The organism is Caballeronia sp. EK, assembly GCF_014384845.1.
In the GTDB taxonomy this organism is placed as follows: Bacteria; Pseudomonadota; Gammaproteobacteria; order Burkholderiales; family Burkholderiaceae; genus Caballeronia; species Caballeronia jiangsuensis.
On record NZ_JACSUE010000008.1, the window covers coordinates 13,212 to 30,251 of the forward strand.

The following is a 17,040-nucleotide window of genomic DNA, read 5'->3' on the forward strand; positions in this document are numbered from 1 at the left end:
GAATATCAATATCCGTTGTGTGTTGCCTGAGTCGAGCTCAGATGTCCGCTTCGACTTCGTTGCCCTTCTCTTCGAGCCAGCTACGGCGCGAGGCCGCTTCGCCCTTGCCCATCAGCATCGTCATGCGCGAGACGGTGAGATCGAAGCCGAGATCGCCGAGGCCAACGGGCAGAAGACGGCGCGTGTCGGGATTCATCGTCGTGTCCCAGAGCTGCTCCGCGCTCATTTCGCCGAGACCCTTGAAGCGGCTGATGGTCCACGCGGTTTCCCGCACGCCGTCCTTGCGCAGCTTGTCGAGGATGGCTTCGAGCTCGCCTTCGTCGAGCGCGTAGAGCTTCTGCGCGGGCTTCTTGCCGCGCGCGGGCGCATCGACGCGAAAGAGCGGCGGACGCGCGACGCATACATGGCCGCGTTCGATCAGTTGCGGGAAGTGCTTGAAGAAGAGCGTGAGCAGCAGCACCTGAATGTGCGCGCCGTCGACGTCCGCGTCCGACAGGATGCAGATCTTGCCGTAGCGCAGATTCGTGAGATCGATCTGATCGTCGGGACCGTGAGGATCCACGCCGATCGCCACCGCGATGTCATGCACTTCGTTGTTCGCGAAGAGGCGGTCGCGCTCCGTTTCCCACGTGTTCAGCACCTTGCCGCGCAACGGCAGAATCGCCTGAAACTCCTTGTCGCGGCCCATCTTCGCGGAGCCGCCCGCCGAATCGCCCTCGACGAGGAAAAGCTCGTTGCGCGCGATGTCCGTCGATTCGCAATCGGTCAGCTTGCCCGGCAACACGGCGACGCCCGAGCTCTTCTTCTTCTCGATCTTCTGGCCGGCGCGCGTGCGGGCCTGCGCCTGACGGATCACGAGTTCCGCGAGCTTCTTGCCGTACTCGACGTGCTGATTCAGCCACAACTCAAGCGCGGGCCGCGAGAACGACGACACGAGCTTCACCGCATCGCGGCTATTGAGACGTTCCTTGATCTGCCCTTGGAATTGCGGATCGAGCACCTTCGCCGACAGCACGAACGACACGCGCGCGAACACGTCTTCCGCGAGCAGCTTCACGCCCTTGGGCTGCAGGTTATGAATCTCGACGAAGTTCTTCACCGCCTGAAAAAGACCGTCGCGCAGGCCGGATTCGTGCGTGCCGCCCGCCGGCGTCGGAATCAGGTTCACATACGACTCGCGCAAGAGCGGCCCTTCCTCGCTCCACGCGACGACCCACGACGCACCCTCGCCTTCCGCGAAGGTTTCCTCGGTGTTCTTCGAGCTTTCCGCATAGCGCTCGCCTTCGAACAGCGGAATCAGCAGATCGCTGCCGCCCATGCCTTCGAGCAGATAGCCGCGCAGGCCGTCTTCATACTTCCACGTCTGACGCTCGCCCGTCTTCTCGATGACGAGCGCCACTTCGACGCCCGGCAGCAGCACGGCCTTCGAGCGCAGGAGACGCTGCAATTCGCCGAGCGGCAGATTGGCGGAATCGAAGTATTTCGGATTCGGCCATGCACGCACGCGCGTGCCGCTTTTCTTGGCGCCGCGCTCGGCTGCGCGCGTCGTGAGTGCTTCGATGACGTCGCCGTTGGAAAACGCGAGTTGCGCGACCTTGTTGTCGCGCCAGACCGTTACTTCGAGGCGCGTCGCGAGCGCGTTCGTCACCGAGACGCCGACGCCGTGCAGACCGCCGGAGAACGTATAGGCGCCGCCCGCCGCTTTATCGAATTTGCCGCCCGCATGCAGCCGCGTGAACACGATTTCGACGACCGGCACGCCTTCTTCCGGATGCAGGCCGAACGGAATGCCGCGGCCATCGTCTTCGACGGACACGGAGTTGTCGTTGTGCAGCGTGACGATGATCTGCTTGCCGAAGCCGCCGAGCGCTTCGTCGGAGGCGTTGTCGATCACTTCCTGAATGATGTGCAGCGGATTCTCGGTCCGCGTGTACATGCCGGGCCGCTGCTTGACCGGCTCCAGGCCTTTGAGCACCTTGATCGATGCTTCGCTGTAGCCGGCTGCCTTGGCGTTCATGACGAGGCGTTTGCCTCGTTCAGTGCCTGTCGCCATTGCGCTGGATTTTTTCGTGGACATAGTTGAACGTTGATCCGGCTCTCGGGCGTTCTCGCGGAAAATGCCACAACGTGACGCCCGATCTGCCGGCGAATGCGTGATGAAAATGCCTGGCCGGATGCCGGTGCGGGAGACGGAAAACCGCCCGCCGATCCGAGCCGCGCTAGGAGAATAGCGGTTTTCGCCCGCCGCGCCCACCTCGGACCGATAAAACGCGCCTACTTGCGTTTCGCTTCCAGCTCTTCCCAGCGTTCGAGCGCGACGAGCAATTCTTCTTCAATCGCCGCGTGGCGCTCCGACAGACGCGCACCTTCCTTCGCGTCCTTCGCGAAGATCGAACCGTCTTCGAGTTGCGCGCCGATCGCCTTCTGCTCTTCCTCCAGCTCGGCGATACGCCCCGGCAGCGCTTCCAGTTCGCGCTGTTCCTTGAACGACAGCTTGACCGTGCGCTGTGCGTTGCGGCCCGCGGCGCTTTCTTTCGGTGTGTCGTCCTTCGGCGCTTCCTTCGCGGTCTGACGCGCCGCGTCTTCCGCGATGCGCTCCGAACGTTCGCGCTGAATCTGCCAGTCGGAGAAGCCGCCGACATACTCGCGCCACATGCCGCCGCCCTCCGCGGCGAACACGGACGTCACCACGTTGTCGAGAAACGCGCGGTCGTGGCTCACGAGCAACACGGTGCCGTCGTAATCCGCGAGCAGTTCTTCGAGCAGTTCGAGCGTGGGAATGTCGAGGTCGTTGGTCGGCTCGTCGAGCACGAGCACGTTCGCGGGACGCGCGAACAGTCGCGCGAGCAACAGGCGATTGCGCTCACCGCCCGAGAGCGAGCGCACCGGCGAACGCGCGCGTTCCGGTGCGAACAGGAAGTCGCCGAGATAACTCATCACGTGCTTCTTCACGCCGTTCACTTCGACCCATTCGCTGCCAGGGCTGATGGTGTCAGCGAGCGATTTGTCGAGATCGAGTTGCGCGCGCATCTGATCGAAGTACGCGACCTGAATGTTGGTGCCGATACGCACGCGGCCTTCGTCGGGCTGCAGTTCGCCGAGAATGAGTTTCAGCAAGGTCGTCTTGCCCGCGCCGTTCGGGCCGACGAGACCGATCTTGTCGCCGCGCATCACGGTGGCCGTGAAGCGATCGACGATCGTGCGCTCGCCGTAGCGCTTCGTCACATCGGTCAGTTCCGCGACGATCTTGCCCGACTTCTCGCCCTGCCCGACATCGAGCTTCACGTTGCCCTGCACATTGCGGCGTTCGGCGCGCTCGTTGCGCATTTCCACGAGCCGCGCGATGCGCCCGACGCTGCGCGTGCGCCGCGCCTCGACGCCCTTGCGAATCCACACTTCCTCTTGCGCGAGCAGCTTGTCGAACTTGTCCTGCTCGATCTTTTCGACTTCGAGCTGCTGCGCCTTTCTCGTCTGATACGCGCTGAAGTTGCCCGGATACGAGAGCAGACGTCCGCGATCCAGTTCGACGATGCGCGTCGCCACGCGATCGAGAAACGCGCGATCGTGCGTGATGAAGAGCAAACCGGTGCGCAACGTGACGAGCAGGTCTTCGAGCCAGCGAATGCCGTCGAAGTCGAGATGGTTGGTCGGCTCGTCGAGCAGCAGCACGTCGGGCTGCACGACGAGCGCGCGCGCCAGCGCCACGCGCTTTTTCATGCCGCCGGACAGGTCGCCCGCGCGCGCGTCGCCGTCGAGGCCGATTTGCGCGAGCGTCGTTGCGACACGCGTGCGCCAGTTCCACGCATCGCGCAAATCGAGCGCCGATTGCAACGCGTTCATGCGCGCGAGCAACGCGTCATGCTGCGCGCCTTCGGGCGTATCGGCGAGGGCGTGCGCAACGGCGTCGTACTCGTCGAGCAGTGCGCGCGCATCGGTCAGCCCGGACGCGACGACATCGAATACGGAGGCGTCGAGATCGAACTCGGGCTCCTGCGGCACATAGACGGTCGTGAGCTCGCTCTGGCGCGTGACGAGGCCGTCATCGGGCGCGGCGAGCCCCGCGACGATCTTGAGGAGCGACGACTTGCCCGCGCCGTTGCGGCCGATCAGCCCGACACGCTCGCCCGCTTCGAGCGAGAAGTCGGCGTGGTCGAGCAATGCGACGTGGCCGAACGCGAGCTGCGCGTCCGAAATGGAATAAAGCGACATGGGAAAACCGGATGAATGGCGAAGAATCGGCGACGAACACGACGACCGATGGAAGCGGCCATTGTACCGGGCGCCGCGCCCGACAACGCACGACGCACGCGGCTTAGGCCGATCGGATGAGGCTTTGCAGCCCAAAAAACAGCAAGGCCGCCCGGATTCGATCCGTGGCGGCCTTCCCTTGTCTCGTGCCGGAAAAACGCGTTACTTCACATGCACCTTGATGGTCTGGCTCATTTCCGGCCCGTATGAGCGATGCGCGCCGTCGCCAAACTGCATCGTCAGCGTGTGATCGCCGGGCGGGAGCTTCACATCGGCTTCGGTCTGGCCCTTGCCGAAGTGCAGCGACGTGTCGTTCGCCGGAATCACGGTGCCCTTCGGCAGCGCCTTGCCATCGATCAGCAGATGGTGATGGCCGGTGCCATCGGTCATCGTCCCCGCCGGCGCGATCGACATGCCGTCGACGCCGAACTTCACGTGCACGGGGCTCGTGACGGTTGCGCCATCCTTCGGCTCGATGAAATAGACGCGCGCCTGCGCATGCGCCGCACCGGCGTATTGCGCGAGCAGGATCGCGCCCGTCAGCATCGCACCCAAGACCTTTTTGTTCATCGTTTTCTCCATGTTGTGAAACCGGTCGCTGGCGCGAATGCGGCGCCGGAGACCCAAAAAGCATACACCGGGCTTACGGTTCGGCGGAATCGGGACCATCCTGCGGACGGTGCTACCGGGGACGATCGCGCCGATTCCTGTAAGATGCCGGGTCGCCGCGCCGCGCATCGTCTTCGAGCGCACGCGGTCCGTTTATTTCTTTCGAATCAAGAGTCTGTCGTGAGCGAAGTCATCGAATTCAAGAGCTGGGTCTGCCTGATTTGCGGCTGGATCTATAACGAGGAAGAAGGTCTGCCGGACGAAGGCATTCCCGCCGGCACCCGTTTCGGCGACATCCCCGGCGACTGGCGCTGCCCGCTGTGCGACGTGGGCAAGGCGGATTTCGTCGTCGTCGAGTTCTGATACTCACTGCTGTTTCACCGCGCCACCGCGATCAGCTCACGGCTCGTTTCGTCCACCGGCGCGCGATCCCAGTCTCCATACCAGTCGATACGCGCGAAACCCGCATCGGTCAGCAGGCTCGCGAGCGCGTCGAGCGGGCGGAAGCGTAGTTCGCTCGTGGCGCTCAGCGTATCTTCGGGCGCCGACGTGAAGCGATAGTACGTCGTGAACGCGGCGTGGCCTGTCGTCGAAGGATCGGGTTGCGCGTGCAGTTCCTGCCACACTTCCACCGTTCGTCCGTCCTGCGCTTCGACGCATCTCGATGAGCGCTCGCGCGTCCAGTTTTCCCACGCCCGCGCCGCCGGATTGCGGCTTTCGAACGCGATCGCGCCGCCCGGCCGGATCGCGCGACGCGCAGCCTTAAGCGTCGCGAGCAACGCCGCGTCGTCGAGAAATATCTGTGCGACGTGGCCCGTCATCACGAGCAGATCCGCCATGCCGACGAACGGCAGCGCGCTCGCATCGCCTTCGATCCACGTCACCTTGTCGCCTTCGGGACGCGCCCGCGCGACACGCAGCATCTGCGGCGACGGATCGATGCCCGTCACGCGATGCCCGCGCTTCGCCAGTTCGCAGGCGAGCAGGCCTGTGCCGCAGCCCAGATCGACGACATGTTCCGCCGACTCGGCCAGCGCGAGATAGAACGTCGTATCGGACGCGAACGGATTGAGGACGTCGTATAGCGCGACGAGGCGCGGATCGTCGTAGAGCATCAGCGGCTCTGGTACGCGAGGGCGTCGCGCATCGGCTGGCTGCCGACCATGATCGGGCCGGTGAATGGCGTATCGAGATCGAGGATCACGAGCACCGCCGATGCGATCGACAGCGCGCCGAGCATGATCGTCACCAGCGAGAGCGCGTTGCGCGGCGCGATCAGCCCGAAGCACAGGAAGATGATGAGCAGCCAGCAGACGAGTATCCGGTCGAACGGATACGAAATCGATCCGTGCGCCTCCTCCACCAGCTTCCAGCGCAGCGCGATGAGCTGCTCGAAGCGCGCGGCGGCTTCGGCGGCAAGCTGGCGATGATAGTCATCGTGCGGACGGAGCAGGCGCACTTCGCGCTGAGCCTTGCTCAAGATTGCGCCGAGCGTGTTGTTCGCGAGGCTGTCGGTGTTCTTTGACGGCTCGACGTTCGGATATTCGCCAAGCGGGCGCGGCTCGTTCGGCCACGTGCTCGCGAGCGCGCCCGCCGTGTACGAGCGCAGGAGTTCGCGTGCGTGATCGAGATCGGCGCCGTAATCGCGCATGGCGCGATCGAGTTCGATGATCGAGGTTGCGTAGCTGCGCATGTCGTTGTTCGTGGTGTCGAAGATGGTTTTCGCCGACGCCGTCAAAAGGCCGAGCACGAGCGCCGCGAACGTCACCAGCATGCCGACGAGCAATTGCACGAGTTGCACCGTCTCCTGCGCCTTGTGCTCTTCGGGCAGCAGCGGCCGCACGATCGCGCCCAGGCCCGTGCTGGCCAGCAGAAGAATGAAGACGAGCACCGCGGACTGGATTTCCGTCATGAGCGCGCGAGCCGAGATGGCATGAGCCGGAGTGGTCGCATTATCGGCGGGAAAGCGCTCGCGGTCCAATGTGAACCGGATGAAGAAGAAGCGCGGCGGCAGCGGCAAGAAGGCCGCGAGGGCGGCATGTGGGATCGTGGTCCCCCCGGCAGGAATCGAACCTGCATCTAGCGCTTAGGAGGCACTCGTTCTATCCATTGAACTACGGGGAGTGGACCGCGCGTCGCCGACAGCGTCGGCAAGCGAGCGCAGAGTATAGCAAACGCTATCGGCGGCATCGGGGTCGGTGCGAAGAAATTCGAAAGCGGCGGCGCGCGTCGGAAAAAACCGTCCGGCTAGGGTTTGCACCTATCAAGTTTCGCTGAGCCGCGCCGCCATCGGAGTAATGGACCCATTCCCCGATACCAAGCCGCAGGGCGCGTTCTCGGCGTTGCTGGCCGACCAGGACCTGACGCACCTCGAAATGGTGCTGCGTCGTTCATTGTCGTGCGATCTAGGCGGGCCGTTGCTGCCGCCTTCGTACTGGCGCGAGCGGCTCGCATCCATCACGCGTCAGTCACATCTCTCTCACACGCAGATTCAGACCGTGCATCGGCTGTATCTGCATATCGACGCATTCGAGGCAACGGAGCGCGAACACGAGCAGCCGCCCGCCGTCGCGGCCGGCGGCGGAAAAGCTCAAAGCGCCTGAACGCGCTTCAATGCCGATGCCTCAGCCACCACTCGCGCAACGGATGCCGTTGCGCGTGGTCTCGCGCCGCCGCGCGCCTGCGATGTTCATCGCGCCAGTCCTGCGCGAGCAGCACGATGACGATCGTCGCCAGGCACGCGAGCCCGACGAAAATGCTCGAAAAATCCCACATGACGTCCTCCTGCTTTTCCCTGGCGCCATGTATCGATTTTAGGTCACGCTTAGCCCCGCTTCACGCCGCCTGACGCGCGCGCTGCTGCTGTTGCGCGTGCGCCGCGAGCCGCACCGCCGCGTTGGCCGCGCCGTAGCCGTCGTAGCCGCCGCGCCGCTCGATCACTTCGAGGAAGAAGCGCTGATCGAGCTGCTCCGTATAGGCGTGGAAGAACTCGCCGCCGCGCTCGTCGCGGTCGTAGAGGATGTTGTGCTCGCGCATCTGGTCGATCTGATCGTCGGGCAGACCGAAGCGCGCGACGAGATCGTCGTAATAGTTGCCCGGAATGCGCAGGAATTTGACGCCGTCGGCTTCGAGGCGCGGGATCGCATCGAAGATATCCGGCGTGCTGAACGCGACATGGTTCAGGCCCGAGCCGCGATACGTCGATAACGACTCCGACACCGCCGTATACCGATCGACCGACGCATTCAGCGCGATGCGCACCGAGCCGTCGCGGCTTCGCACCGCGCGGCTGCGCACGAGGCCGTACGGATCGGGCACGAGCACGGCGGCCTCGGTCTCGAAGCCGAACGCGCTTCTGAAGAACAGCACCCATGTGTCGAGCGCGTCGGCGGGCAGCGACAGGCACACGTGATCGATGCGCGAAAGCGGTCCCACTTCGTACGGTCCGTCGATGTCCGTCAGGATGAAGTCGGACTCCCACAGCGTCGGGCCGCCGGGCGATTCGTCGACGAAATAGTCGAGGCTGCCGTCGGGCGACTGCACGCCCGGCACCACGCGCTCGTTCGGGCCGACTTGCCCCGAGAACGGCGCCGAGCCGTACGCGGCGGCGCGCTCGAACGCCTGCTTCGCGTCGTCGACGTGAAAGGCCGACGCGCACAGCGACAAGCCGTGCTTCTGAAAGAACGCGCTCGCGAACGAATCGGCTTCGGCGTTGAGCACGATCGACCCCGCGCCGTGCCGATACAACGCGACATCCTTCGAACGATGCTTGCCCGCGAGCCTGAAGCCGAGCCGGCCGAGCCATTGCGAAAGCTGCTCGCGCGTGGAGTCGTCGACGGCGAATTCGAGGAACTGAAAGCCGATGTGCTCGGGCGGCGCGGGCGGATTGAAGAGTTCGGGCGGCACGTCCTTGCCCGTCGAGACCATCAGTTCGCGCGTCTGCTCTTCCAGGAAACGCAGCGATCGATAGCCATCCGCCGCGGTGATCGCGGTCGGCGCGGCGCGAAAGCCATCGTTGAAGATTTCGAGCGACAGCGGACCCTTGTAGCCCGCTTCGAGCACGCGCGCCGTGAAGCCGGCGACATCGAACGCGCCCTGCCCCGGAAAGCAGCGATAGTGACGGCTCCATTCGAGCACGTCCATCGCGAGCACGGGCGCGTCGGCGATCTGCACGAACGCGATGCGATCGCCCGGAATCGATGCGATCTCTTCCACCGAATCGCGGATCGACAGCGTGTGGAACGTATCGAGCGCGAGGCCCAGATTCGGATGATTCACCGCGTCGACGAGCTTCCACGCGTGCTTGTACGAGTTCACATAGCGGCCCCACGCGAGCGCTTCGTACGCGACGATCACGCCGGCGTCCGCCGCGATCTTCGCGAGCACGCCGAGCTGATCGACGAGCAACGCGTCGTCGCGGATCGTATCGGGCGACACGTTGCTGCACACGAGAATGCGGTCCGTGCCGAGTTCGTGCATCAGTTCGAACTTGCGCTTCGCGCGCTCGACGTTTTTCGCGAGCCGCTCGGGGCTCACGCCGTCGAAATCGCGGAACGGCTGAAACAGGTAGATCTCGAGGCCGAGATCGGCGCACATGCGGCGCACATCGGCGGGCGTGCCGTCGAAATACAGCAGATCGTTCTCGAAGATCTCGACGCCATCGAAACCGGCCGCCTTGATGGCCCGCAACTTCTCGGGAAGCGTGCCGCTGATGGATACCGTTGCGATGGAAGTCCGGATTGAACGCAGCATCGCTGCCTCCTCGTTGCAATTCATTGAACGCGGGATGGATCGAAAGCGGTGCCTTCCAGTGTAGGCCGTCCGCATGACGGACGCGCGCAATCCATGTCATTCTGCGAGATAATAACAAACTAACTAGACCGTACAAATTAGTGAAAACACGAACCGACAAGCCTCGCGCGTGCGTTCACACTGCGGCCTATTCAATCTCGCACTGCAGCATGCAGTGCTCATCCATGCCGGAGCGCGCTCGCATGACCAACAAGACTTCGTATCTCATCGGCCTGATCGGTTCCGGCATCGCCGGCTCGCTCACGCCCGCCATGCACGAAAAGGAAGGCGGCAACCTCGGGCTCAGCTATGTGTATCGGCGCATCGACCTTCAGGCGCTCGCGCTGGAGCCGTCCGCCCTGCCCGATCTGCTCGTCGCCGCCGAGCGCATGGGCTACGACGGCCTGAACATCACGTATCCCTGCAAGCAAAGCGTGATCCCGTTGCTCGATGAGCTCGACCCCGACGCCCGCGCGCTCGGCGCCGTGAACACGGTGGTGCTGAAGGACGGCAAGCGCATCGGCTACAACACCGACGGCTCGGGCTTCGCCCGCGCGTTCCAGCGCGGCCTTCCCGGCGCGCCGCTCGAACGCGTGGTGCAGCTCGGTGCGGGCGGCGCGGGCGCGGCCGTTGCGCATGCCGCCCTGTCGATGGGCGCGCGCGAGCTCACGCTGTTCGATTCCGACGCGGCACGCGCCGCCTCGCTCGCCGCCGAACTCGCGGCGCGTTTCCCGGATCGCGTCGTGAAAAGCGGCGGCGACCTGCGCGAAACGCTCGCCAGCGCCAGCGGCCTCATCCACGCGACGCCGACGGGCATGGCGAAGCTGCCCGGCCTGCCGCTGCCGGCGGAGTATCTGCACAAGGAATTGTGGGTCGCGGAGATCGTCTATTTCCCGCTCGAAACCGAGCTGCTGAAAGCGGCGAAGACGCTCGGCTGCCGCACGGTGAGCGGCGGCGGCATGGCGGTGTGCCAGGCGGTCGATGCGCTGCGCATCTTCACCGGCCGCGAGCCGGATGCCGAGCGCATGTTCGCGCATTTCCAGACCTTGCTGGAAAGCTGAAACGCCGATAGCCACGAAAAAACGGCGGCCTCGCGAGAGTGCCGCCGTTTTGCCATGCGCGCAAGGAAAAGCTCAGCCGTCGCGCCGCATGTAGCGCGACACCGCATCGACGATCATCTCGCGATGACGCGCCCGCGAACGCGTGCCCGACGGGTCGCGCCCGAACGCGGCGCCCCACGTATGACGGTTCGCCACGCGGTGAAAGCAGAACGAGCTGATCATCAGATGCAGGTCGATCGGATCGACGTCGTCGCGAAACTTGCCCGCCTCGACGCCGCGTGCGATGAGATCCTCGATGGTCTTAACAACCGTCGAATTGCGCGCCTTGAAGGTCTTCGATTGTTCGATGTACTTCGCGCCGTGAATGTTTTCGATCGTCACGAGGCGCACGAAATCGCGATGCTTGTCGTGATAGTCGAACGTGAAACCGACGAATTCGCGCAGCGCTTCTTCCGGCTCCATTTCCGCGAGCTGCAATTCCTGTTCGAGCGCGCGGATATCGCCGTAGACCTGCTCCAATACCGCTTCGTACAAGCCTTCCTTGCTGCCGAAGTAGTAGTACAGCATGCGCTTCGTGGTGTTGGTGCGCTCCGCGATGGCGTCGACGCGCGCGCCCGCGAGGCCCATCGCCGAAAACTCCTGTGTGGCGATGTCGAGAATGTTCCGCTTGGTCTCCTCAGGGTCGTACTTGCGCCGCCCTTGCTCCGTAGTCGACGAGGGCGCAGCAGTCGCGGCCTTGCTTCCTTTTTTCATTTTTCTGTCTGAGAACGGCATTGAAAATCGATTCTAGCACGCGCTTTCGACGCATCCTCGCCATAACAGGCGCTCAATACGGAGGGCTTCACCTATAATTTTTTCACCCCGCAGACAAACCGAAAATCATATGCGCATCAAGCGTTCGCTCTTTCTGGCCCCCGCCATTCTGGCCACCTGGTGTCTCTGCGCGACGGCGCAGACCGCGATGCCGCCGGGCCATCCGTCGTCGAAACAACTGATGGCCGCGGAAGGCGTGATGACGAGCGCGAACATCGCGCGCGGCGCGGCGGATGTCTGTCATATCGATGCCGCGAAGGTCGCGCGCTTTAAAGACGTCGTCCATACGAGCTACCCCGACGCACCCGATTTCGACGGCGAATGGAAGCTCGGTCTCGCGCAGGCGCAACCGACCGTCGATCGCTTCGAGAAGCTCAAGACGAGCAATCCGTCGGAGTATCAGAAGCAGATCGGCGAGGCGTGCCCGGCGCTCAATCGCGGCATCGACGAAGTCACGCAGCAGTAATCACGCGCTCTTGCCGTCGTAGTGCGCGCGTTTTTCCGCGTACATCGCGGCGTCGGCGCGTTGCAGCATCGGTTCGAGCCGCTCGCCCTCGTGCGCGGTGGCCGCGCCCATCGCGAAAGAAAGCGGATTGCCCGAATAGAACTGGTTGTTCACTTCGAGCAACTGGCGAATGCTCTCGATCACCGCGTCGCCGCCGCGTTCGTCGGTGCCCGGCAGAAGAATCATGAATTCGTCGCCGCCGATGCGCGCCGCCTGGAACGGCTTCTCCACCGCCTTGGCGAGCACTTCGCCCGCGCGGCGCAACAGCGCGTCGCCGGCGGCGTGGCCGAGCTGGTCGTTGACGCCCTTGAGCCCGTTCACATCGACGGCGATCGCCGTCACCGGGAACGGACCCTTGCGTTCGAGCCGATTGATCTCGTCGATATAGAACGAGCGGTTCTTGAGCTTCGTGAGCACGTCATGCTTGCCGAGGAATTCCAGATACGCTTCGGCCTTCTTGCGCGCGGTGATGTCCGTCAGCGCGACGAGCACGAGATCCCAGCGCGCCTCATGTCCCGGAAACACCGAGAACTGCAGATGCACGTGCACCTCGTTGCCTTCGAGCGAATAGTTGAGCACCTCGCGCTGATGGAAGAGCTTGCCGTCCCACAGATCGATCAACTGTTCCTGGAAGTGCTGCTGCATGTCGTCGCGAAACACGTCGGACAGGCGCGTGAGCAGCGTCGCCTTGGTCGGCGCGGCGAACATGCGCAGCGTGTGCTGATTCACGTCGAGCACGTGAATCTCCTGCATGCAGCGCTCGACGAACTCCGGATGTACGTTGGTGAACGTGCGAAAGTCGACGATGCCGCGCTCGCGCACATCGTCCAGCAGCGACTTCACGGAACTGAAGTCTTCCACCCACAGCGACACCGGCGAATGCTCGAAGAGCCCGCGCGCATAGAGCTCGCTCGCGGCGGCCGTGCGGCGCATCGCTTCGAGTTCGGTGATGTCCTCGATGGTGACGAGCACGCGCGTCCACGTGTCCTCGTGGCCCGGCAGAACAACCGCCTTGAGCAGCACGTCGAGGCGCTTGCCGTCGAGCGTGTAGTTGACCGTCTGGCTCACGAAGCGCGACTTGCCGGACCATAACTGCTCCAGTTCGTCGATGTGCGTGGTGAGCATGTCGTCGCGGAACACGCGATCGAGGTTCTGCACGAGATCATCGACATCGCTCGCCTTGAAGAGCGAGAGCGTGCGCTGATTGACCTTCACGACGCGAATGCGCGACGAGCATTCGGCGATGCGTTCGGGATTCTCGGCGAGAAACGCGCGCAGGTCCGCGACGCCCGCCGCGCGCCAGCGCTCGAACTGCTCGCGTACGGCGCTGAAATCCTCGAGCCAGAGCGACACGGGCGCGAGGTCGAACATGTCGGCATCGTCCTCCGGCACGCTCGCCGGCGTGAATTGACCGGCAGCGCGGCGCGGGTCGTTTGGCATGGTCATCCTTTCGGCTCGCGCCGGCTCAAAATGGTCCCTGGTTGATGCCTGAATTCATCTCATTATTGTAGCGCGCGCCGTATTTCCGGGGCCGAATCGCCCGTTTTGCGCATGCGCGCCGTGGCGTTCGCGCTCATGCCGGATATCAGGGGCGGATGCTACACTCGATTGGCCATGCCCTTGCCGCGCGCGCGTTCCACGCGTGTTCCATGCCGCGCAGTCTCGGGCACGTTTGCTGCACCGCTCGGATGTGCGCGCGACATCGCGCGGTCCGATGCGCTGTGCCGCATCCATCCACATCGCTATAAGAAGGAGGCACGACTCTCATGGCTGATTTCCGCATCTGGTCCGACGAATTTCCGGCGAACGGTTTCATGACGCACGCGCAGGAATTCGACCAGCAAGCCTTCGGCGGTTCGGGCGAGAACATTTCCCCGGCGCTGCAATGGGAAGATCCGCCCGCCGATACGCGCAGTCTCGCACTCACCGTCTTCGATCCCGACGCGCCCACCGGCAGCGGCTTCTGGCACTGGATCGTCGTCAACATTCCGGCCGATGCGCGCTCGCTGCCGCGCAATGCCGGCAAGGCCGACGGCAGTCTGCTGCCGCAAGGCGCGCTACAGCTTCGCAACGACTACGGCACGGTCGGTTTCGGCGGCGCGGCGCCGCCGCGTGGCGACAAGCCGCATCGCTACATCTTCCGCATCCATGCGCTGTCCGCTGAAAGCCTGCCGCTCGACGGGAACGTGACTAACGCGGTGGCGCGCTTCATGACTCACCTCAACGAGATCGATTCGGCGACCTACACCGGCCTTTACGAGCTGAAGTAAGCATCAGGACGTGGCGCGGACCCGTGCGGCCGCGCCGGCGTACAAGCCATTTGAAAACGGCGCGTCTTACAATGCGCCGCTCGCCACTGCCCGCCCATCGATGGATTCCGACCAAGGTCTGCCGCTGCCCCAGCGATACTGGGCCATTGCCGTCGTCGCGCTCGGCATCACGCTCGCGGTGCTCGACGGCGCCATCGCCAATGTCGCGCTGCCGACCATCGCGCGCAATCTGAACGCCTCTCCCGCCGACTCCATCTGGGTCGTCAACGCCTATCAGCTCACGATTACCATCTCGCTCCTGCCGCTCGCCTCGCTCGGCGACCGCATCGGCTACCGGCGCGTGTATATGGCGGGGCTCGCGCTCTTCACGGTGTCGTCGTTCGCGTGCGCGCTGTCGGGCTCGCTCGTCGCGCTCACCATCGCGCGCGTCGTGCAGGGCTTCGGCGCGGCGGGGATCATGAGCGTGAACACGGCGCTCGTGCGCATCATCTATCCGCACGATCAGCTGGGGCGCGGCGTGTCCATCAATGCGACGGTCGTCGCGATCTCGTCGGTGATCGGGCCGACGGTCGCCTCGGGCGTGCTCTCCGTTGCGACCTGGCCGTGGCTCTTCGCGATCAACGTGCCGATCGGCGTCGTGGCGTTCGCGATCGGCTGGAAGTCGATGCCGCGCACGCCCGGACATCGGCAGCCGTACGACTACATCAGCGCGATCATGAACGCGCTGTTCTTCGGCCTCGCGATCGTAGCGGTCGATGGCTTCGGGCACGGCGAGCATCGTCCCTATGTGATCGGCGAGATCATCGTGACGGCGGTCATCGGCTATTTCTTCGTCAAGCGGCAACTGACCCAAAGCGCGCCGCTTCTGCCCGTCGATCTGATGCGCATTCCGGTGTTTGCATTGTCGGTCGGCGCGTCGGTGTGTTCGTTCTGCGCGCAGATGCTCGCGTTCGTTTCGTTGCCGTTCCTGCTGCAGAACAATTTCGGCATGAGTCAGGTCGAGACGGGCTTTCTGATGACGCCGTGGCCGCTCGTCATCGTGTTCGTCGCGCCGCTCGCGGGCGTACTCGCGGATCGTTATCCGGCGGGGCTGCTTGGCGGCATCGGGCTCGCGATCCTGACCGTCGGGCTGGTGCTGCTCGCGAGCGTCGGCGCGCATCCGGTCGCGTTCGATATCGCGTGGCGCATGGCCGTCTGCGGGCTGGGCTTCGGCCTCTTCCAGTCGCCCAACAATCGACAGATGCTCGCCGCCGCGCCGCGTCATCGCAGCGGTGGCGCAAGCGGGATGCTCGGCACCGCGCGCCTCACCGGGCAGACGCTGGGCGCGGCGCTCGTCGCGCTGATCTTCGGCGTCGCGCCGAAGCAGGGTCCGGTGATCGCGATTGCGGTCGCGGCGGCGTTCGCGGCCGCCGCCGCCGTGGTCAGCGTGCTGCGCCTCACCGGCAAGCGCAGCATCGAGCCCGCCTGATTCGCCCTTTCTCTCGCGGCATCGACAGCTCGCTGGGCACAGCCTTTGCTGAATCTTCGAAAATGGATTTCGCCCACGCGGAATCTTCGAAAACAGCAACTAAGGAGTGTGTTCATGGGCAATTCCCTCAACGGTTGCAAGGTCGCGATTCTTGCCGTCGACGGCTTCGAGCAGGCCGAACTCGTCGAGCCGCAACGCGCGCTCAAGGAAGCCGGCGCGCAGGTGGATGTCGTGTCGCAGAAGCCCGGCCAGATCCAGGGTTTCAAACATGTCGACAAGGGCGACAAAGTGAATGTCGATGTCACTTTCGACGCCGCCAACGCCGCCGACTACGACGCGCTCGTGCTGCCCGGCGGCGTCGTCAACAGCGACGCGATCCGTCTCGATGCGAAAGCGCAAAGCTTCGTGAAGGAAGCCGATCAGGCGAAGAAACCGATCGCCGTGATCTGTCACGGCGGCTGGCTGCCGATTTCGGCGGGCATCATCGCGGGCCGCACGATGACGAGCTGGCCGAGCCTTCAGGACGATGTTCGCAACGCGGGCGGTACGTGGGTCGATCAGGAAGTGCAGATCGACGGCAATCTCATCACGAGCCGCAAGCCCGACGATCTGCCCGCATTCAACAAGGCGCTGATCGAAGCGCTGGGAAAGGCGCGCGCCTGAACCATCGCACCGGAGCCAAGCCGATGTCGAGACTATTGATCTCACTAACTTTGTCACTGGCCGCAATTTCGATGTCTGCGCCGGTTGCGCAGGCGCAAAGCGAAAAGCTCTCGCCGATTGATCAGCAGTTTCTTCAGGACGCGGGTCAGGCGGGCGCGACCGAGCTTGCCGCGAGCAAGCTCGCGCTCACGCACGCGAGCGACCGGCAGGTACGGGAATTCGCACAGCGAATGATCGTCGATCACACGAAACTCGCGCGCAATCTGGACGTACTCGCGAAACGTCACGGGATCACCGCGCCGGCCGCGGCGGATTCATCGCTGATCGGCAGTCTGCAAAATCTTCAGGGCGCGGAGTTCGACAAGGCCTATATTGAAAAGGTAGCCATGGACGGACATCAGAAGGCCGTCGCGCTCTTCAGGAAGGAGAGCGAAAGCGGCAACGACACCGCGCTGAAGGCGGCGGCAGCCAAGGCGTTGCCAGTCATCAGCCATCACTACGAGATGGCGCAGCATCTCGCGACAGCGAAGGCGGCGTCATGAGCGTCGCGTATGTCGCCCAACGCGCGGCCGCTCTCCGTTCCGCTTCCCGTCCCGCCTATGAGGACTCGAC

The 17,040-nt window shown here is 64.2% G+C and carries 17 protein-coding genes and 1 tRNA gene; 8 read left to right on the forward strand and 10 right to left on the reverse strand.

The window, feature by feature from the left end; genetic code table 11:
* Positions 1-37: 37 nt before the first annotated feature.
* The 3 genes from IAG25_RS24325 to IAG25_RS24335 form a co-directional block, all read right to left on the reverse strand.
* Positions 38-2,017: a DNA topoisomerase IV subunit B gene (locus IAG25_RS24325; RefSeq protein WP_035506368.1), complete on the reverse strand. Its 1,980-nt coding sequence runs from the start codon at positions 2,015-2,017 to the stop codon at positions 38-40.
* A 257-nt stretch (positions 2,018-2,274) separates the two neighbouring features.
* Positions 2,275-4,209: an ATP-binding cassette domain-containing protein gene (locus tag IAG25_RS24330; RefSeq protein WP_187607155.1), complete on the reverse strand. Its 1,935-nt coding sequence runs from the start codon at positions 4,207-4,209 to the stop codon at positions 2,275-2,277.
* A gap of 201 nt (positions 4,210-4,410) precedes the next feature.
* Complete coding sequence (locus IAG25_RS24335) at positions 4,411-4,794, reverse strand: DUF4399 domain-containing protein (RefSeq protein WP_371881110.1); 384 nt, start codon at positions 4,792-4,794, stop codon at positions 4,411-4,413.
* Positions 4,795-5,037: 243 nt separating this feature from the next.
* On the opposite strand from IAG25_RS24335, the gene IAG25_RS41520 reads away from it, so the two are divergent.
* The gene (locus IAG25_RS41520) at positions 5,038-5,220 is read left to right on the forward strand and encodes a rubredoxin (RefSeq protein WP_187607156.1); all 183 of its coding nucleotides are present in this window, start codon (positions 5,038-5,040) and stop codon (positions 5,218-5,220) included.
* Positions 5,221-5,234: 14 nt separating this feature from the next.
* Here IAG25_RS41520 and IAG25_RS24345 read toward each other — a convergent pair whose 3' ends face one another.
* From IAG25_RS24345 to IAG25_RS24355, 3 genes are all read right to left on the reverse strand, one after another.
* Positions 5,235-5,972 carry a class I SAM-dependent methyltransferase gene (locus tag IAG25_RS24345; protein ID WP_187607157.1) on the reverse strand — a complete coding sequence of 246 codons (738 nt, stop codon included), beginning with the start codon at positions 5,970-5,972 and terminating at the stop codon, positions 5,235-5,237.
* The gene (locus IAG25_RS24350) at positions 5,972-6,769 is read right to left on the reverse strand and encodes a bestrophin-like domain (RefSeq protein ID WP_187607158.1); all 798 of its coding nucleotides are present in this window, start codon (positions 6,767-6,769) and stop codon (positions 5,972-5,974) included. The genes IAG25_RS24345 and IAG25_RS24350 overlap by 1 nt, the downstream gene beginning before the upstream one ends.
* A gap of 137 nt (positions 6,770-6,906) precedes the next feature.
* Positions 6,907-6,981 (reverse strand) — tRNA-Arg (locus IAG25_RS24355).
* A 173-nt stretch (positions 6,982-7,154) separates the two neighbouring features.
* Between IAG25_RS24355 and IAG25_RS24360 the strand changes: the two genes are divergently transcribed.
* Positions 7,155-7,460: a hypothetical protein gene (locus IAG25_RS24360; protein ID WP_238210160.1), complete on the forward strand. Its 306-nt coding sequence runs from the start codon at positions 7,155-7,157 to the stop codon at positions 7,458-7,460.
* A gap of 7 nt (positions 7,461-7,467) precedes the next feature.
* Here IAG25_RS24360 and IAG25_RS24365 read toward each other — a convergent pair whose 3' ends face one another.
* Both IAG25_RS24365 and IAG25_RS24370 read right to left on the reverse strand, forming a co-directional pair.
* A complete protein-coding gene (locus tag IAG25_RS24365) occupies positions 7,468-7,632 on the reverse strand; it encodes a hypothetical protein (protein WP_187607159.1) in 165 nt (54 codons plus the stop codon).
* A 60-nt stretch (positions 7,633-7,692) separates the two neighbouring features.
* Complete coding sequence (locus tag IAG25_RS24370; RefSeq protein WP_187607378.1) at positions 7,693-9,597, reverse strand: bifunctional sugar phosphate isomerase/epimerase/4-hydroxyphenylpyruvate dioxygenase family protein; 1,905 nt, start codon at positions 9,595-9,597, stop codon at positions 7,693-7,695.
* Positions 9,598-9,851: 254 nt separating this feature from the next.
* On the opposite strand from IAG25_RS24370, the gene IAG25_RS24375 reads away from it, so the two are divergent.
* Positions 9,852-10,709 carry a shikimate dehydrogenase gene (locus IAG25_RS24375; RefSeq protein WP_187607160.1) on the forward strand — a complete coding sequence of 286 codons (858 nt, stop codon included), beginning with the start codon at positions 9,852-9,854 and terminating at the stop codon, positions 10,707-10,709.
* Positions 10,710-10,781: 72 nt separating this feature from the next.
* Here the strand turns inward: IAG25_RS24375 and IAG25_RS24380 are convergent, their stop codons facing one another.
* Positions 10,782-11,483: a TetR/AcrR family transcriptional regulator gene (locus IAG25_RS24380; RefSeq protein ID WP_375336538.1), complete on the reverse strand. Its 702-nt coding sequence runs from the start codon at positions 11,481-11,483 to the stop codon at positions 10,782-10,784.
* 109 nt (positions 11,484-11,592) lie between these two features.
* On the opposite strand from IAG25_RS24380, the gene IAG25_RS24385 reads away from it, so the two are divergent.
* Positions 11,593-11,988 (forward strand): hypothetical protein, encoded by a 396-nt coding sequence (locus IAG25_RS24385; protein WP_238210153.1) that lies wholly within the window; start codon positions 11,593-11,595, stop codon positions 11,986-11,988.
* Here IAG25_RS24385 and IAG25_RS24390 read toward each other — a convergent pair whose 3' ends face one another.
* The gene (locus IAG25_RS24390; protein WP_187607162.1) at positions 11,989-13,467 is read right to left on the reverse strand and encodes a sensor domain-containing diguanylate cyclase; all 1,479 of its coding nucleotides are present in this window, start codon (positions 13,465-13,467) and stop codon (positions 11,989-11,991) included. It abuts the gene before it with no gap.
* Between the two features lie 326 nt (positions 13,468-13,793).
* Here IAG25_RS24390 and IAG25_RS24395 point away from each other — a divergent pair, with 326 nt between their 5' ends.
* The 4 genes from IAG25_RS24395 (at position 13,794) to IAG25_RS24410 (ending at position 16,970) form a co-directional block, all read left to right on the forward strand.
* Positions 13,794-14,297 carry a YbhB/YbcL family Raf kinase inhibitor-like protein gene (locus tag IAG25_RS24395; protein ID WP_187607163.1) on the forward strand — a complete coding sequence of 168 codons (504 nt, stop codon included), beginning with the start codon at positions 13,794-13,796 and terminating at the stop codon, positions 14,295-14,297.
* A 100-nt stretch (positions 14,298-14,397) separates the two neighbouring features.
* A complete protein-coding gene (locus IAG25_RS24400; protein ID WP_187607164.1) occupies positions 14,398-15,765 on the forward strand; it encodes an MFS transporter in 1,368 nt (455 codons plus the stop codon).
* Positions 15,766-15,879: 114 nt separating this feature from the next.
* Positions 15,880-16,428, forward strand: coding sequence for a type 1 glutamine amidotransferase domain-containing protein (locus tag IAG25_RS24405; protein ID WP_187607165.1), 549 nt, complete (start codon positions 15,880-15,882; stop codon positions 16,426-16,428).
* Between the two features lie 71 nt (positions 16,429-16,499).
* A complete protein-coding gene (locus IAG25_RS24410) occupies positions 16,500-16,970 on the forward strand; it encodes a DUF4142 domain-containing protein (RefSeq protein ID WP_255503907.1) in 471 nt (156 codons plus the stop codon).
* Positions 16,971-17,040 lie beyond the last annotated feature (70 nt).